Origin of the sequence: Burkholderia sp. Leaf177 (assembly GCF_001424345.1) — a bacterium.
Taxonomy (GTDB): domain Bacteria; phylum Pseudomonadota; class Gammaproteobacteria; order Burkholderiales; family Burkholderiaceae; genus Caballeronia.
Genome location: NZ_LMPF01000021.1, coordinates 549,993 through 563,830 on the forward strand (window position 1 = coordinate 549,993; position 13,838 = coordinate 563,830).

The 13,838-nt window shown below is 58.3% G+C and carries 16 protein-coding genes; 11 read left to right on the forward strand and 5 right to left on the reverse strand.

What is annotated here, in order from left to right; genetic code table 11:
• Window positions 1-61: 61 nt before the first annotated feature.
• Both ASG35_RS17895 and ASG35_RS17900 read left to right on the forward strand, forming a co-directional pair.
• Window positions 62-925, forward strand: coding sequence for a cytochrome c oxidase assembly protein (locus tag ASG35_RS17895; RefSeq protein ID WP_056360166.1), 864 nt, complete (start codon window positions 62-64; stop codon window positions 923-925).
• A gap of 517 nt (window positions 926-1,442) precedes the next feature.
• A complete protein-coding gene (locus tag ASG35_RS17900; protein WP_056360170.1) occupies window positions 1,443-2,207 on the forward strand; it encodes a hypothetical protein in 765 nt (254 codons plus the stop codon).
• Window positions 2,208-2,236: 29 nt separating this feature from the next.
• On the opposite strand, the gene ASG35_RS17905 is transcribed toward ASG35_RS17900, so the two are convergent.
• Entirely contained in the window at window positions 2,237-3,133 is an 897-nt protein-coding gene (locus ASG35_RS17905; protein WP_056360173.1) for a LysR family transcriptional regulator, read from the reverse strand.
• 98 nt (window positions 3,134-3,231) lie between these two features.
• Between ASG35_RS17905 and ASG35_RS17910 the strand changes: the two genes are divergently transcribed.
• The 6 genes from ASG35_RS17910 (at window position 3,232) to ASG35_RS17935 (ending at window position 8,174) form a co-directional block, all read left to right on the forward strand.
• A complete protein-coding gene (locus ASG35_RS17910) occupies window positions 3,232-4,191 on the forward strand; it encodes an SDR family NAD(P)-dependent oxidoreductase (protein WP_056360177.1) in 960 nt (319 codons plus the stop codon).
• Window positions 4,192-4,337: 146 nt separating this feature from the next.
• On the forward strand, window positions 4,338-4,913 hold the full coding sequence (locus ASG35_RS17915; protein WP_056360179.1) for an RNA polymerase sigma factor: 576 nt from the start codon (window positions 4,338-4,340) through the stop codon (window positions 4,911-4,913).
• Between the two features lie 11 nt (window positions 4,914-4,924).
• A complete protein-coding gene (locus tag ASG35_RS17920) occupies window positions 4,925-5,242 on the forward strand; it encodes a hypothetical protein (protein WP_056360182.1) in 318 nt (105 codons plus the stop codon).
• Entirely contained in the window at window positions 5,239-5,541 is a 303-nt protein-coding gene (locus tag ASG35_RS17925; RefSeq protein ID WP_056360186.1) for a 4Fe-4S binding protein, read from the forward strand. Before ASG35_RS17920 ends, ASG35_RS17925 begins: the two co-directional genes overlap by 4 nt.
• A 162-nt stretch (window positions 5,542-5,703) precedes the next feature.
• Window positions 5,704-6,999: an L-fuconate dehydratase gene (locus tag ASG35_RS17930; protein ID WP_056360189.1), complete on the forward strand. Its 1,296-nt coding sequence runs from the start codon at window positions 5,704-5,706 to the stop codon at window positions 6,997-6,999.
• Between the two features lie 125 nt (window positions 7,000-7,124).
• Window positions 7,125-8,174, forward strand: a complete 1,050-nt coding sequence (locus ASG35_RS17935) for a HoxN/HupN/NixA family nickel/cobalt transporter (RefSeq protein ID WP_056360192.1) — start codon at window positions 7,125-7,127, stop codon at window positions 8,172-8,174.
• Window positions 8,175-8,193: 19 nt separating this feature from the next.
• Here ASG35_RS17935 and ASG35_RS17940 read toward each other — a convergent pair whose 3' ends face one another.
• Both ASG35_RS17940 and ASG35_RS17945 read right to left on the reverse strand, forming a co-directional pair.
• Window positions 8,194-8,685, reverse strand: coding sequence for a GAF domain-containing protein (locus tag ASG35_RS17940; protein ID WP_056360195.1), 492 nt, complete (start codon window positions 8,683-8,685; stop codon window positions 8,194-8,196).
• A 38-nt stretch (window positions 8,686-8,723) separates the two neighbouring features.
• Window positions 8,724-9,371, reverse strand: coding sequence for a 4'-phosphopantetheinyl transferase family protein (locus tag ASG35_RS17945; RefSeq protein WP_056360198.1), 648 nt, complete (start codon window positions 9,369-9,371; stop codon window positions 8,724-8,726).
• Window positions 9,372-9,514: 143 nt separating this feature from the next.
• Here ASG35_RS17945 and ASG35_RS17950 point away from each other — a divergent pair, with 143 nt between their 5' ends.
• Both ASG35_RS17950 and ASG35_RS17955 read left to right on the forward strand, forming a co-directional pair.
• On the forward strand, window positions 9,515-10,117 hold the full coding sequence (locus ASG35_RS17950) for a nitroreductase family protein (protein ID WP_056360891.1): 603 nt from the start codon (window positions 9,515-9,517) through the stop codon (window positions 10,115-10,117).
• A 2-nt stretch (window positions 10,118-10,119) separates the two neighbouring features.
• Window positions 10,120-10,890 carry a hypothetical protein gene (locus tag ASG35_RS17955; RefSeq protein WP_056360202.1) on the forward strand — a complete coding sequence of 257 codons (771 nt, stop codon included), beginning with the start codon at window positions 10,120-10,122 and terminating at the stop codon, window positions 10,888-10,890.
• A 239-nt stretch (window positions 10,891-11,129) separates the two neighbouring features.
• On the opposite strand, the gene ASG35_RS17960 is transcribed toward ASG35_RS17955, so the two are convergent.
• Both ASG35_RS17960 and ASG35_RS17965 read right to left on the reverse strand, forming a co-directional pair.
• Complete coding sequence (locus tag ASG35_RS17960; protein ID WP_056360894.1) at window positions 11,130-11,420, reverse strand: H-NS histone family protein; 291 nt, start codon at window positions 11,418-11,420, stop codon at window positions 11,130-11,132.
• Between the two features lie 463 nt (window positions 11,421-11,883).
• Window positions 11,884-12,738: a LysR family transcriptional regulator gene (locus tag ASG35_RS17965; RefSeq protein WP_056360205.1), complete on the reverse strand. Its 855-nt coding sequence runs from the start codon at window positions 12,736-12,738 to the stop codon at window positions 11,884-11,886.
• 110 nt (window positions 12,739-12,848) lie between these two features.
• On the opposite strand from ASG35_RS17965, the gene ASG35_RS17970 reads away from it, so the two are divergent.
• On the forward strand, window positions 12,849-13,835 hold the full coding sequence (locus tag ASG35_RS17970; RefSeq protein ID WP_056360896.1) for a zinc-dependent alcohol dehydrogenase family protein: 987 nt from the start codon (window positions 12,849-12,851) through the stop codon (window positions 13,833-13,835).
• Window positions 13,836-13,838 lie beyond the last annotated feature (3 nt).

Sequence of the window (13,838 nt, forward strand, 5' to 3'; positions counted from 1 at the left end):
TTCGCCTCGCCAAGACGAGCGTCCATGCACGCCTGCGCTTCCTTACATTGTTCAAGCCGCCATGTCTCTATTCGATCTGCTCGTCCCTTGGGAACCATCTTTTGGGCTCGTGGCAATTTTCGTTGGGACCGCAATTCTGTTCGCTCGCGGATCACGCCGCATTCGAATCAGCCGTACCCGACAAGGTGCTTTCTGGATAGGCCTGGCGCTTTTTTATATCGCGCTGCATACGCGGCTCGACTATTACGCCGAGCACGAATTCTTCGTGCACAGGCTCCAGCATCTCGTACTGCATCACCTTGCGCCGCTGATCCTGATGGCCTCGTACCCGGGCAGCGCGCTCAGGGCCGGGCTGCCCTTGCGCTGGCGCAGCGTGTTGCGTCGCTGGCAATATCGCCGGCCCGCGCGCCTGTTTGCAGCCATTGTGCTGAACCCGACTTTCATATCGGCGGCGTTTGTCATCTCGGTAGTGTTCTGGCTGATTCCATCGGTGCAGTTCGTTGCAATGCTCGATTGGCGGATCTATACCTTCATGAACTGGTCGGTCGCCATAAGCGGCCCGCTGTACTGGTGGATGCTGCTCGATCATCGTCCGCATCCGCCTAGCCGCACGCGGCCTGGCTTGCGCGTGCTTTCGCCTGTGATAACAATGGCGCCGCAGATTCTGGTTGGCGCGATCATCACGTTCTCGAGTCACGACCTCTATCCGATCTTTACTTTGTGCGGCCGTGCGTTCACGTCGGTTCCAGCCGCGCTGGACCAGAGTCTCGGCGGACTCATCATGTGGGTTCCTGCAGCCGTGCTGGAAGCAATTGGCGCAATGATGGCGCTGCGTCACCTCATGCGACTTTCCGAATTGCCGCAGCGCGCGCAGCCGAAATCCAGACTGAAACCTCAGTCGCCTGCGCCTGGCCTCGCTAAGTAGGAAAGCTGTTTTATTTCAGCTGGTAGTCGATTAGTTATAAATTGAACCGCTAAAAGGTTGCTGCCTTTATTCGTCCAGCTAGCGTGTCCACGCACTGCGTCATTAAAACGGCCCCAAGACATGGGCCTATCACTACCTGTTCCGCGCAGGAATTGCGCTGGTTGCGGGCATGCTCGCCAAGAACCTTACCGATGACTTCATGTGGCATTCGACCACGTTGATGTTCTGGCCGTATGGCGACTGGCTGCTCCGTCAATGAGCGGTTCGCCTTGACTCGCTCGGCGTAACTACGCTTTTTATCGCGGGCCGCGACGCGCCCTTGAGACTGTGCCGTTAGAACAGCCGCTTGAACCGTGAGCAACTAAGAGTCGCCCCGTAAAATCCACGCAACACTCAAGCATTTTCTTCGCTCCATTTGAGGAAACCGCACTCGATTTATGGTAAATCTAGCAGCCGAAAAATAATTGATAAGAATCAGTAACCGGTTGCTAGCGCACCTATTCGAGAAGACCAGAAAATGAAAATGAAATTGCTTGGCTGCGCATTGGCAGCCCTTACGCTTTCCGCATGCGGCGGCGGCGGTGGTGGTAGCGACAATAGCGGCGGATCGAATTTCGTCCAGCCCGATACATCCGGCGGCGTCGCTCAGGGCTTTTATAGCGGCACCGATAATGCCGGCGACATAATCAACGGCGTAGTGCTCGATACCGGCGTCTATTACTTCGTCTACGTCAATCAGACGACCAACACCTTAGGTCTTGTCCAGGGGACCGCGAGCCGTGCGAATGGTCCGCTCGTATCGGCGGATGCACGTAATTACGTCATTGGCCAGAACAGCGTGACGCCCGACAACATCGCCTTTTCTTTGGCAGCGCAAACCAGCTTGAACGGAACGATCACGCCAGTGGCTTCAGGCAGCACGCCAGTCAGTTTCACGACTCAATACAGCACCGTCTACGACCAGGCGCCGAGTCTTGCGGCCATTGCAGGGACATACACCGGCGCGGCGGGATCGGTCAAAGGCGGTGAATCTGTGTCGGTTACGATCACAGCTAACGGCGCGGTATCCGGTCGTGGCACGAGCGGTTGCATATTCACGGGCACCGCAACGCCGCACGGTACGAAGAATGTCTACGATGCGACCGTCACATTTGGCGCCGCGCCCTGCCTGACGCCGAACAAGACGCTGACTGGCGTGCTCGCCGTCATCGACAACTCAATACTCGCGGCAGCGCCTCTCGCCGATCGCAGCGACGCGTTCGTGCTGGCTGGATCGAAGTAAGCCATCGTGCGTGGGACGCATCAACGGTACTAAGTCCCGCGCACGTATTTATCCAGTCCCTTCGCCAAGGCCGCAAACGCGGCCTTGCAACTCGGGTTGTCGCGCAGGTCTTCGTGCATGGCAAGCCATGTGTCGAGCCTGAGCGATATCCGCCTGGGGAACAACCGCACGAGATCCGGGTTGCGTCGCGCAAGACCAACCTGACAAAAACCAATGCCGAAACCCGCCCTCAGCATGGCGAGCGATGCAAGGTCGCTGTCCGTGCGTAACGCCAGTAATTCACGGCGAATGTCGGGCAACTGCGTTTTCATGCTGCGAATAAAAGCAGTTTCCTTATCGAATCCTATTAACGCATGATCCGCTAAATCGTCTATTCGCGCAGGCTTGCCGCGCCGCGCCAGATAGTCCTTGTGCGCGTACATGCCTAGTTCGATATCGCCAACGCGACGCGCGATCAGCACGCCCTGACTAGGCCGCTGCATACGCACCGCAATATCCGCCTCACGTTGCAACAGATCCTCTATCCGGTTCGACGACATCAGTTCGATAACCAGTTCGGGATAAGCCGCATGCAGTTCCGTAACGATAGCGGGCAAGACTTCGACCGTGATTACGTCGCTCGCGGTAATGCGGATAGTGCCACGCACCCCGCTCCCCTGACTCGATGCGGCGCGTAACAGCGCCGTGCTAGTCGACTCCAGCGCCTCCGCGTAGGGGCGTAATGCAAGCGCCTGCTGCGTTGGGCTTAGACCCTGTTGCGTGCGGACAAAAAGCGCATAACCGAGCGTCTCTTCAAGTGCATCCACGTGACGGCCGATTGTTGGCTGCGTGAGCCCGAGCGACCGCGCGGCGCCCGACAAGGAACCTTCACGCAGCACCTCGAGAAACGTTCTATAAAAGTCCCAGCTCAGTGCGTTTTCTTTCATACAAAAATGTATATCAGGTCTACGGATTTCGACAATTTCATTTAACCATGATTCGCGCAAGAATGATCGTCAATCGATGAACACAACAGGAGTCGAACATGAGTGAAGCCCGGATTGCATTGGTGTTGGGCGCAACAGGCGGTATTGGCGGAGAAGTGGCGCGGCAGCTCGCGAAAGAAGGCTGGCGAGTGCGCGCGCTGCACCGTCAGCCCGCGAACCTGACTACACGTGACGAACGTTTTGAATGGCGGCAAGGCGATGCAATGAACCGCGATGACGTCGTCGCGGCGGCGAGCGGCGTGCAGCTCATCGTTCATGCGGTCAATCCGCCCGGGTATCGCAATTGGGCGGCGCTGGTACTTCCCATGATCGATAACACCATTGCAGCAGCGCGGGCGTCGGGCGCGCGAATTCTTTTGCCGGGCACCGTTTATAACTATGGCCCCGACACGCTTCCGTTGCTGAGCGAAACGTCGCCACAACATCCGGTCACCCGCAAAGGGGCGATTCGCGTTGAGCTGGAGCGTCACTTGAAGGACGCAAGCAAGAATGGCGTGCGTAGTCTGGTCGTGCGCGCCGGCGATTTCTTCGGGCCTGGAAGCACGGGAAACAGCTGGTTGTCGAGCGCTTTGGTAAAGCCAGGCAAGCCGGTGCAAAGCATGTTTTATCCGGGCAAGCGCGGCATCGGGCATCAATGGGCGTATGTCCCCGACGTCGCGCGAACCATGGTGCGGCTGGTTGAACGGGAACAAGCGCTTGCCGACTTTGCTTCGTATCAGATGCTCGGACATTGGGACGCCGATGGCACCCGAATGATCGGTGCAATCAGACACGCGACAGGCCGACCGAATATCAAGGTGCGCGCGTTTCCGTGGTGGGCATTACCCGCTATCGCACCATTTTCAGAGACGTTCCGCGAGCTTCTGGAAATGCGTTATTTGTGGAAAGAGCCTGTTCACATGAACAATGCGTCGTTGCTGAGCGTGCTCGGCGAAGAACCGCACACGCCGTGGAACGAAGCAGTCAAGACGACCTTGGCCGCGTTGAAATGTCTGTAGACAACCGTTCGTTCGTGATTGCGACAGTATTGATTGACTCAGCGTATTCGCAATAAGCGCCGCTTATCTTTCCCGCTCAAGCGCCCACGCCGCCGCTTTTTTCATTTCGGCCACAATATTCCCGTTTGTAGATCGTCATCAGATGTATGCAACCGACGAAGCCGCAAGGCCCGATCATCATCGAAAGCGATAACGAGATCACCGCAACCGTCTTGCGTGAGCGCTCGAAGCTCGGAAATTTCATCCGGCGTCGCGTGCGCGATCCCAGTGACGCCGAAGACATCCTGCAGGATGTGCTGCACGAGTTCGTCCAGGCGTATCGCCTTCCCGAGCCTATCGAACAAGTCAGCGCATGGCTGTTCCGGGTCGCGCGTAATCGAATCATCGACCGGTTTCGCAAGAAGAGAGAGCAGCCGCTCAGCGAAATCGACGATGAAGCCGACGAGGACTATCGGCTCGATCTCGCGCTTCCTGCGCAGAACGGCGGTCCCGAGGCGGACTATGCGCGCACGGTGTTGCTGACGACGTTGCAAGAAGCTATCGATGAACTTCCCGGTAATCAGCGCGACGTTTTTGTGGCTCACGAGCTGGATGGGCGCAGCTTTAAAGAACTGGCGCTGGAAACAGGCGTGAGCATCAACACGCTACTTGCGCGCAAGCGTTATGCAATTTTGCATCTGCGTACACGCTTGCAGCCGGTTTATGACGATCTGGATATTTGAGGAGAAAGTAAATGAGTTTCAGACTGAAAATCTTGGCCAAGGTGGTGCTTGCGTTAGTCGCGGTCGCCGCTTTAGCGTGGCTTGTCATGACCTTGTGGAACTGGGTCATCCCGGCATTGTTCATCGGCGCCCGGGCGATTGATTTTCCGCATGCGCTGGGCTTGATGGTGTTGAGCCGGATCCTGTTCGGCGGCTTCAGGGGGCATGGCGGAGGCTGGCGCGGTCGCCGGCAGTGGCGGCGTTGGGAACAGATGACACCCGAGGAGCGCGAGCAATTCAAAAACCGGCGGTGCGGCGCTCGCAAGCCGCGCGAGGCGGACACGGTATGAGCACCGCACTTGCGTCTTCGGCGAATTGCAAGCAGGCGCCCGGTGTCATCGTGCCGGTCGTGAATCTGAAACGCTGTGAAGGCAAGGCTGATTGCGCCGTGGTGTGTCCGGAAGACGTATTCGTGATTCGTCGAATCGATACGACGGACTACGCGTCCATGAGTCCGCTGAACAAACTCAAACTGCGTGTGCATGGAATGAAGGTCGCGTACACGCCTAACGAGGACGCGTGCCGCGCATGCGGTTTATGCGTGACCGCTTGCCCCGAGCATGCAATCACCCTCGCAAGAAAGACCTGAACGTTCGATGCACCGCACATGCCCCGTAGTGCGTAATGGCCTTTGATAACGCTTCTGTACCCCGTGCTAGCATGCCGCAATCAGACTTGGAGAGCGGCGGATCGCTGTGCGCTTAGCCGGGTTTGTACCGAGTTGAATCTGCCATTGCACGGAGGTGTTCAGATGACCACGATCACGAATCTGTCCGTCAGGGACATCCGCTTTCCAACCTCGCGATCGCTTGACGGCTCCGACGCAATGAATGCCGCGCCGGACTATTCCGCCACTTACGTCATCCTCGAAACCGATTCACTCGGCAAGCTCGCAGGCCACGGCCTCACGTTCACCATAGGACGCGGCAACGAGATCTGCGTGGCCGCGGTGAATGCGCTTGCGCCGCTGATCGTTGGCAAGAACCTCGAAGATATCACCGCGAACATGGGCGCCTTCTGGCGCGCCTTTACATCGGACAGTCAGTTGCGCTGGATCGGCCCGGACAAAGGCGCGATTCATCTTGCGACGGCCGCGGTCGTCAACGCGGTATGGGACCTGTGGGCGAAATCCGTACAGAAGCCGGTGTGGAAAATGCTGGTCGACATGAGCCCGGAAGAGCTCGTGCGCTGCCTCGATTTTCGCTACGTGACGGACGCGCTGACGCCCGAGGAAGCCCTGGCAATATTGCGCCGCCACTCGGCAACACGCGCCGAACGCGAACAGGAAATGCGTGCTGAAGGTTATCCGGCTTACACTACATCGGCAGGATGGCTTGGCTACGACGACGATAAAATCCGCCGCCTCGCGCGCGAAGGCGTGGCCCAGGGATGGACGCATTTCAAGCAGAAGGTCGGTGGCAACATAGAAGAAGACATTCGCCGCGCGCGCATTCTTCGAGACGAAATCGGCGCAGATCGAAAACTGATGATGGACGCCAACCAGGTTTGGGACGTGGATGAAGCCGTCGCCAACATGCGCCGCCTGGCCCAGTTCGATCCATGGTGGATCGAAGAACCCACGAGTCCCGACGATATTCTCGGCCACGCATCGATCCGCCGCCGGATAGCGCCCATAGGCGTTGCAACCGGCGAGCATTGCCAGAACCGCGTGATGTTCAAGCAATTGCTGCAGGCGCAGGCCATCGATTTTTGCCAGATCGACAGTTGCCGGCTAGGCGGCCTGAACGAAGTGATCATCGTATTGCTGATGGCCGCGAAGTTCGGCGTGCCGGTATGTCCGCATGCGGGCGGCGTTGGTTTGTGCGAATACGTCCAGCATATTTCCATGTTCGATTATGTCTGCGTGTCGGCATCGCTCGATAATCGCGTGCTCGAATATGTCGATCATTTGCATGAGCATTTTGTCAGCCCCGTCGTGATCCGCAATGGCCGATACATGCCGCCAGAAACGGCCGGCTACAGCATCGAGATGCAGGCGGATTCGCTCGAACGCTTCCATTTCCCCGATGGCGCCGGCTGGGCATAAAGTCCCCATAGAGGCTACCGCTATTGGCGGCTTTGGAATTTTGGCACGCTATCATTCGAGCGCTATCGTGATCAGTCAGGTCTCTTGCTCGGTCCGGCGCCCAAAAATCTAAAGACGGAAAATCAATGCGAGCACTGATAAAGGCAGTCTTCGGCGACGAACAAGGCCACACGCGCCAAAAGATCATCAGCCTTTATGCCTTACTGATTGCCTTCAACGTCGGCGCCTGGATCTGGGCTTTCGTCGCATTCCATAACTATCCGCTGCTGCTCGGAACCAGCTTGCTTGCCTATTCGTTCGGCTTGCGTCACGCGGTCGACGCGGACCATATTGCCGCTATCGACAACGTCACGCGCAAGCTCATGCAGGACGGCAAGCGCCCTGTCACCGTAGGCTTGATGTTCTCGCTGGGACACTCCACGGTTGTCGTGCTGGCGTCCATCGCAATCGCCGCAACGGCCATGGCGCTGCAAACACGCATGGCCGAATTCAAGGAGATCGGCGGGCTGATCGGCACGCTGGTTTCCACGTTCTTCCTGTTCGCCATCGCGATCATGAATTTGGTGATCTTGCGCGCGGTGATCGGCGCTTTCCGGCGCGTGCGTCGCGGCGAACCGTATGTGGATGAAGACTTCGACTTGCTGCTCGCGAACCGCGGTTTTTTCGCGCGTATCTTCAGGCCGCTTTTTCGCCTGATCACGAAAAGCCGCCACATGTACCTGCTTGGCTTCCTTTTCGGTCTCGGGTTCGACACCGCCACCGAAGTCGGCCTGCTCGGCATTTCGGCAGCAGGCGCGTCGCAAGGCTTGCCGATCTGGTCGATCATTGTGTTCCCGGTGCTGTTCACTGCAGGCATGACGCTGATCGATACAACCGACAGCATCCTGATGCTCGGCGCGTACGGCTGGGCCTTCGTCAAGCCGATCCGCAAGCTCTACTACAACATCACCATCACCACCATTTCCGTGGTCGTTGCGCTGCTGGTCGGAAGCATAGAAGGATTGGGGCTGCTTGCCGACAAGCTGCAACTGGGCGGATGGTTCTGGAATGCGATCGGCGGTCTCAACGATAACTTCGGCATGATCGGTTATGTGATCGTCGGGGTGTTCGCGGCAAGCTGGCTGATCTCGGCGGCCGTGTATCGGTGGAAGCGTTTCGATGAGCTCGAGACGTAACCAGCGCTCGAGCAGACATTCAGGCCCAGGCCAGTTCCATGAACACCTTGCAGAGCGCTTCCATGCCGCGGGCATCGTCGGCATCGAAGCGATTCACAACGGGACTGTCCACGTCCCAGACGCCAACTAGCGACCCGTCCTGCGCGATCAACGGCACCACGACCTCAGATTGAGACGCCGAGTCACACGCAATATGTCCGGGAAACGCGTGAACATCGCGAACGACCTGCGTCTCGCGCGTTTGCGCGGCGGTTCCACATACACCCTTGCCGAGCGCGATGCGAACGCAAGCCGGTTTTCCCTGGAACGGACCGACGACGAGTTCTTTGCCATCGAAGAAATAAAAGCCGCTCCAGTTCAAGTCGGGCAGCGTGTGATAAACCAGCGCGGAAAAATTCGCCGCATTGGCGATGCGATCGGTTTCATCGCTTAGAAGCGAGCGGGCTTGTGCAAGGAGTTCCTGATATTGCTCGGCTTTGGAACCGGTCGTGTGCTGGATTGTGAGTGACATGAAGATGCGCGGTGATTGGTATTGAGCGTTTCAACATATCACAGCGTGCATGCACTGGCATCGACGCCGAATGCCAAGGCTGCAGCATAGCCATCGAAATCATCGAGCCGGACGAAGTCGAATCCCGATGGAATCCGGCCGTTTGCAAGATCGATAGACTTCAGGCCGTCGCCAACACCAATGCCCGCGCCAGTTGCTTTCAGCAACGCTTCCTTGGCGGTCCAGCATCGATAAAAATCATGCAGGCTGACCATTTGCGAGGCTTCGTCTTTCACGCATACCGTGTCTGAAAGCGCGCGCCAGTCGAGCGCAAAATTGATTTCTTCGATATCCACGCCGACTGTCCGCAACACTGAAACAGCGATCAAAACGCGCTCGCCCGAATGCGACACGTTGAAGGACACGTGCGGATAACCCGCCAGCCATGGCCGTCCATGAGCGCCAATTTTGAATTCGAGTTCCGCCGGATCGCGCGCTACGCGTTCACCGAGAATCTCGCGGAGACTCGATCGTGCCGCCGCAAACCGCACTTGATCGGCAGTTCGCTTGTAACGCGTCATCCGATCACATTCGTCCGGGCTGAGAAAACGTTCGAAGTCGCGCGTCTGTTTATGAACGTCCACATCCACACGCCATAACTCGATATCGGAGGGCCAGCGGCCAAGGTTGGCGAGACGAACGGGCATCGGTATGAAGGTGCAGAAAGAGGCGTCAAAACGAAGCCGGAAGTATAAATCGTTATCGTGACAAAATCACGGTATTGAGAATCATTTGCAATTAGAGCGAAATTTGTCCATCATGGATGCCTTTGGAAGGCCTGGAAATTCCTATGGAAACCATGACTCGTGCTGGCGCAGACGCATTGCAGGTATTGATGACGCGCCAGTCTCACTGGCCGCTCGCGGAGCCCGCGCCTGACGACGCACAGCTTCACCAGATTTTCGATGCAGCTTTGCGCGCGCCCGATCACGGCGGCTTGCGCCCGTGGCGTTTCGTTTTGATTCGCGGAAATGCGCGCCATAACCTGGGCGAAATTCTCGTTGATCTCGCCTCCTCCCGCTCGCCTCGCGAACCACGTTCGGCGCACGAACACCGCCGCGGCCGCGCGCTGGCGGCGCCGGTGGTGATTGCGCTGGTGGCATCGGTTACTACACGAACCAAGGTGCCCGAAGTGGAACAGTTGCTCGCTGTCGGAGCTGCCGCCATGAACATGCTGAACGCCGTCCATGCGATGGGTTTCGGCGGCTTCTGGGCAACCGGCGCGGATAGTTACGAGCCCGGAATGCACCGCGCGCTCGGCCTCTCGGACTCCGACCGTCTGCTCGGATTCCTGTTCGTCGGCACGCCGTCCGAAGGCACGCGCGTGGTCGTTCGCCCCGCCAGCAACGCCTTCGTCACCGAATGGTTCGAGGCGAGCGTCCAAACGGACTGACCATGGCAAGCTCTGCTTTAGCCGAAATATCGCGCATGGACCGGACTCGTGATTCCGAGCCGCTTTTGAGACGCGTCGATCACGGTCCGCCGCCGCAATTCGTTCCATTGCGCATGAACGAGACTTTGTCGATGGAGCCCTGCGTGCCGCCGCCCGGCGAGGTCTTCGTGTCCCGTTTTCGAAGCCAATGGCAGCGCATCAGCGCGCACGACGCCGCCACATGGCTCACGCTGGACGAGACGCGCCGCGCGGCGTTGCTGCCGAGTCCTGCGTTGCGATACCGCTATATATCCAGCCGCGCCGTGCTGAGGCTGGCCATGGCGCGCCTGCTCGGCTGCAAGCCGGATGCCGTCGATTTGCGCGACGACGCCAAAGGCCGTTTGCTTGCGCAAGCCGCGGGACGCAACGAAGTTCTGTGCGCGGATATCGGCTACGCCGGCGTGTGGATCATGCTCGGAATAAGCGCAACACATGTTGGACTCGGGACGTCGTTGCCATCGTTCGGATCGAACCCAGACGACTCGTTATCCAATACCGCCAGCGCGTTGCCGTTCGGCAAGCAGCGGGCACGTGACAACAGCTTGCTGAGTGCGGCGGGTTATCGCGCAGCGATCGACAACCCCGGAAGCGCCGATGAAATCCCCGCGCTCGAGCCTTGGTATGTGTTTGATTTGCCGATGCCGGGACAACTTTGTGCATCGATTTGCAGCTCGGCGCCGTTGAACACCATCCACGCTTTCGGATGGAGCAAGCGCAACGAGAACGGCCGATAAGCGGAGTGAGACGGCTCGCATATGCAAAGCGTCGTACGGCTTCTTCGACGCAATCAAACACTTGTTTTGCTGACGCAGATTCCACGCGTCAGCGCCTAGCGCTCACATAAGCACCGCGCAATGTTTCGAAGCATTCGCGCATAATTAAAACAACAGCGTTGAAGAACCGTTCGTGGCCCTGCGTTGCAAGAGTCACTTATAAAAAAGCAACGACTCTTCGCTCGCAATAGACAACGCGCTTAAGCGCCTACCAAAAAATCCGCACGATTTTTATCGGCGATCCAATGCGGCGCGCGTCCGCGGCCTGACCAGGTAGCGCCAGTCGTGGTGTCGCGATATTTGGGCGCGGTAGACGCTACTGGCGCCTTTACCTGAACGTTGTGTCCCATCAACTCGGACAGCGAAATCTTGTATTCGCCCATCTTTGCGACTATTTCCGCGAGAACGATTTCAGCCTGACGTTGCCGCGCTACTTCCAATTGATCCTGCAGCGCTTCGCGCTGCGCAAGCAGTTCTTTGAGGGTGGGCATTTCACTTTGCATTATAAAAATTGTTGTTCAAAAGCACTTGGTGTTCTTTGGCGCAGCACGGGAGTGTGCTGTTCCGAAACTGCTTCAAGGATTGCCGGACTCGTCCGTTGCAGTCTTTCAATACGTTTCAATACGACGCGGATAAACAGGATTCGCCAGCTTGGACCGGCACGTTCCAGCCCCGATTAGCAGCAAACCTGCGTTCATGCATGAGTCGGGAAGTACCGGCAGAGGAAGAAGTCGGGAAGCCGCGTGACGGCTTTGCGCCTCTTCGTTGCAGCGGAGCCAAGTGTACGCGTTTTTATTCGACGACGCGCAGAATGGCTTCGCAGTGTTGCTATTAAAACATAAGAACCGGCTTTCGGTTAATCCCTTATCAACGCCGCGCTAAAAGGGTTTCGTTAATCCCCGGAGACTAAGGACTTATTTCACTGATTTGGATAATCAGCGTTCGCCATCGCACTCACGAATTCGCCAGCCTTTCGATAATCAAATCGAGCAATGCGCGCAATCTGGCAAGGCGGCGCAGGTCGCGATGATAGCCAAACCACACGTCCCGTCCCGGCGGCGCCTCACCCAGGTCGATCCGATCAATGCCCGGAGTGGCATCGCCGAGAGGACACGGCAGAACGGCGAGACCCGCGCCCTGTGCGCACATCCGCGCCTGGGCATCGCGATTGTTGCTGCCAAACGCCACGTGGGCATTCGGCAACATGCGCCGCACCCAGGCGACATCGGGCAGCGTGCCAAACGCGCTGTCCATGGTGACAAGGCCGTAGCCCTTACCATCGCCGGCGCGGGGCGGAGGACCGCCGACCAGACCGTAGAGCGCGTAATCCATATGGATAAACTTTCGCTGAATGACGTCGGCCTCGTCGAAAGGCGTAATGCGAAACAACAGGTCGGCTTCGCGCCGCGCGAGACTCAACCGGCGCGAGTCCGTGACGAGTTCAATACTGACTCCCGGGTGCATCTTCAGGAACTCGGCGAACACCGGCGTCAGGACATGTACGCCAAACCAGTCCGACGACGATACCCGCAACACGCCCGTCAGTTGCCGTTCCTTGCCCGCAAGCGAACGCTCGAACGCGAGCGCATCCTCCTCCATGCGCTCGGCATGTGCAAGCACCGCGGAGCCTTCGTCGGTGAGGATAAAACCATCGGCGGTGCGCTGGAACAGGACCTGCCCCGTTGCTTCCTCGAGCGCGCGAAGGCGACGCCCCATGGTCGGTTGCGTCTGGCCCGCCTGCCTTGCAGCCGCGCTGAGCGAACCGGTGCGGGCAATCGCGAGAAAAATCCGTACGTCGCTCCAGTCCATTTTTCCTCATGCATAAATGTTTAGCTGGCGTGCAATTTCATCGATTGTCGTAATTTCTCGCATGGACGAAGATGAATCAAGCAAATTCAATTCGTCTCGGAGAAAACATCATGGACATGCAGGCTCTGGTTTTGCACCGCTACAACGGACCGCTCGAACTGACCACGCTTTCGCGGCCTGTTCCGCAGACGGGCGAATTGCTGGTGCGCATCATGGCAGCCGGGCTGAATCCGCTCGATACGAAGATCCGCGCCGGCAGCGCCGCGCATGCAAAGCATCCGTTGCCGCTGGTTCTGGGTATCGATATGGCCGGGGTGATCGAAGCTGTCGGCGAAGGCGTGACGCAGTTCAAGACTGGCGATGAAGTCTATGGAATGACCGGCGGCGTCGCGGGGATTCAGGGCTCGCTCGCCCAGTTCGCCGCTGTCGATGCACGGTTGATTGCGCTGAAACCATCGAATCTTTCGATGAAAGAAGCGGCTGCGCTACCGCTGAGTTTCATCACGTCGTATCAGGGAATCGTCGATCGCGCGCGCGTTCAGGCCGGGCAAACCGTATTGGTGCAAGGCGGCGCGGGCGGCGTGGGACACGTTTCGGTTCAGCTTGCCAAGGCGCTGGGCGCTCGGGTTTTCGCCACGGTCAGCGAGGCAGACGTTGCGTCGATGGCGCGGTATGGGGCAACTGGCATCGACTACCAGAAGTTTTCCGTCGAGCAGTATGTGAACGCGCATACGAACGGCGAGGGTTTCGATGTGGTCGCGGACACCGTCGGCGGCGCCACGCTCGACGCGTCGTTTTCGGCGGTCAAACAATTCGGGCATGTGGTGAGCGCGCTCGGCTGGGGAACGCATGCGCTCGCGCCGTTGTCGTTCCGCGAAGCAAGCTATTCCGGCGTGTTCACGCTTGCGCCGCTTTTAACGGGCAAGCACCGCGAGCATCACGGCGAAATCCTCCGAGCCGCGACCGCGCTCGTAGAAGACGGAAAGCTCGTGCCGAAACTGGATCCGGGCTCGTTCGACCTGAAAAGCGCCGAAGCCGCATATCAGTCGATGACCGAAGGCGCCGCCAGCGGAAAACTCGTGATCGAAATTTCTTGAGGC

Bases quoted from the DNA above. Each gene is read 5' to 3' on its own strand.
- ASG35_RS17895 (WP_056360166.1), top strand. From the start codon at position 62: ATGTCTCTATTCGATCTGCTCGTCCCTTGGGAACCATCTTTTGGGCTC.
- ASG35_RS17900 (WP_056360170.1), top strand. From the start codon at position 1,443: ATGAAAATGAAATTGCTTGGCTGCGCATTGGCAGCCCTTACGCTTTCC.
- ASG35_RS17905 (WP_056360173.1), bottom strand. From the start codon at position 3,133: ATGAAAGAAAACGCACTGAGCTGGGACTTTTATAGAACGTTTCTCGAG.
- ASG35_RS17910 (WP_056360177.1), top strand. From the start codon at position 3,232: ATGAGTGAAGCCCGGATTGCATTGGTGTTGGGCGCAACAGGCGGTATT.
- ASG35_RS17915 (WP_056360179.1), top strand. From the start codon at position 4,338: ATGCAACCGACGAAGCCGCAAGGCCCGATCATCATCGAAAGCGATAAC.
- ASG35_RS17920 (WP_056360182.1), top strand. From the start codon at position 4,925: ATGAGTTTCAGACTGAAAATCTTGGCCAAGGTGGTGCTTGCGTTAGTC.
- ASG35_RS17925 (WP_056360186.1), top strand. From the start codon at position 5,239: ATGAGCACCGCACTTGCGTCTTCGGCGAATTGCAAGCAGGCGCCCGGT.
- ASG35_RS17930 (WP_056360189.1), top strand. From the start codon at position 5,704: ATGACCACGATCACGAATCTGTCCGTCAGGGACATCCGCTTTCCAACC.
- ASG35_RS17935 (WP_056360192.1), top strand. From the start codon at position 7,125: ATGCGAGCACTGATAAAGGCAGTCTTCGGCGACGAACAAGGCCACACG.
- ASG35_RS17940 (WP_056360195.1), bottom strand. From the start codon at position 8,685: ATGTCACTCACAATCCAGCACACGACCGGTTCCAAAGCCGAGCAATAT.
- ASG35_RS17945 (WP_056360198.1), bottom strand. From the start codon at position 9,371: ATGCCCGTTCGTCTCGCCAACCTTGGCCGCTGGCCCTCCGATATCGAG.
- ASG35_RS17950 (WP_056360891.1), top strand. From the start codon at position 9,515: ATGGAAACCATGACTCGTGCTGGCGCAGACGCATTGCAGGTATTGATG.
- ASG35_RS17955 (WP_056360202.1), top strand. From the start codon at position 10,120: ATGGCAAGCTCTGCTTTAGCCGAAATATCGCGCATGGACCGGACTCGT.
- ASG35_RS17960 (WP_056360894.1), bottom strand. From the start codon at position 11,420: ATGCCCACCCTCAAAGAACTGCTTGCGCAGCGCGAAGCGCTGCAGGAT.
- ASG35_RS17965 (WP_056360205.1), bottom strand. From the start codon at position 12,738: ATGGACTGGAGCGACGTACGGATTTTTCTCGCGATTGCCCGCACCGGT.
- ASG35_RS17970 (WP_056360896.1), top strand. From the start codon at position 12,849: ATGGACATGCAGGCTCTGGTTTTGCACCGCTACAACGGACCGCTCGAA.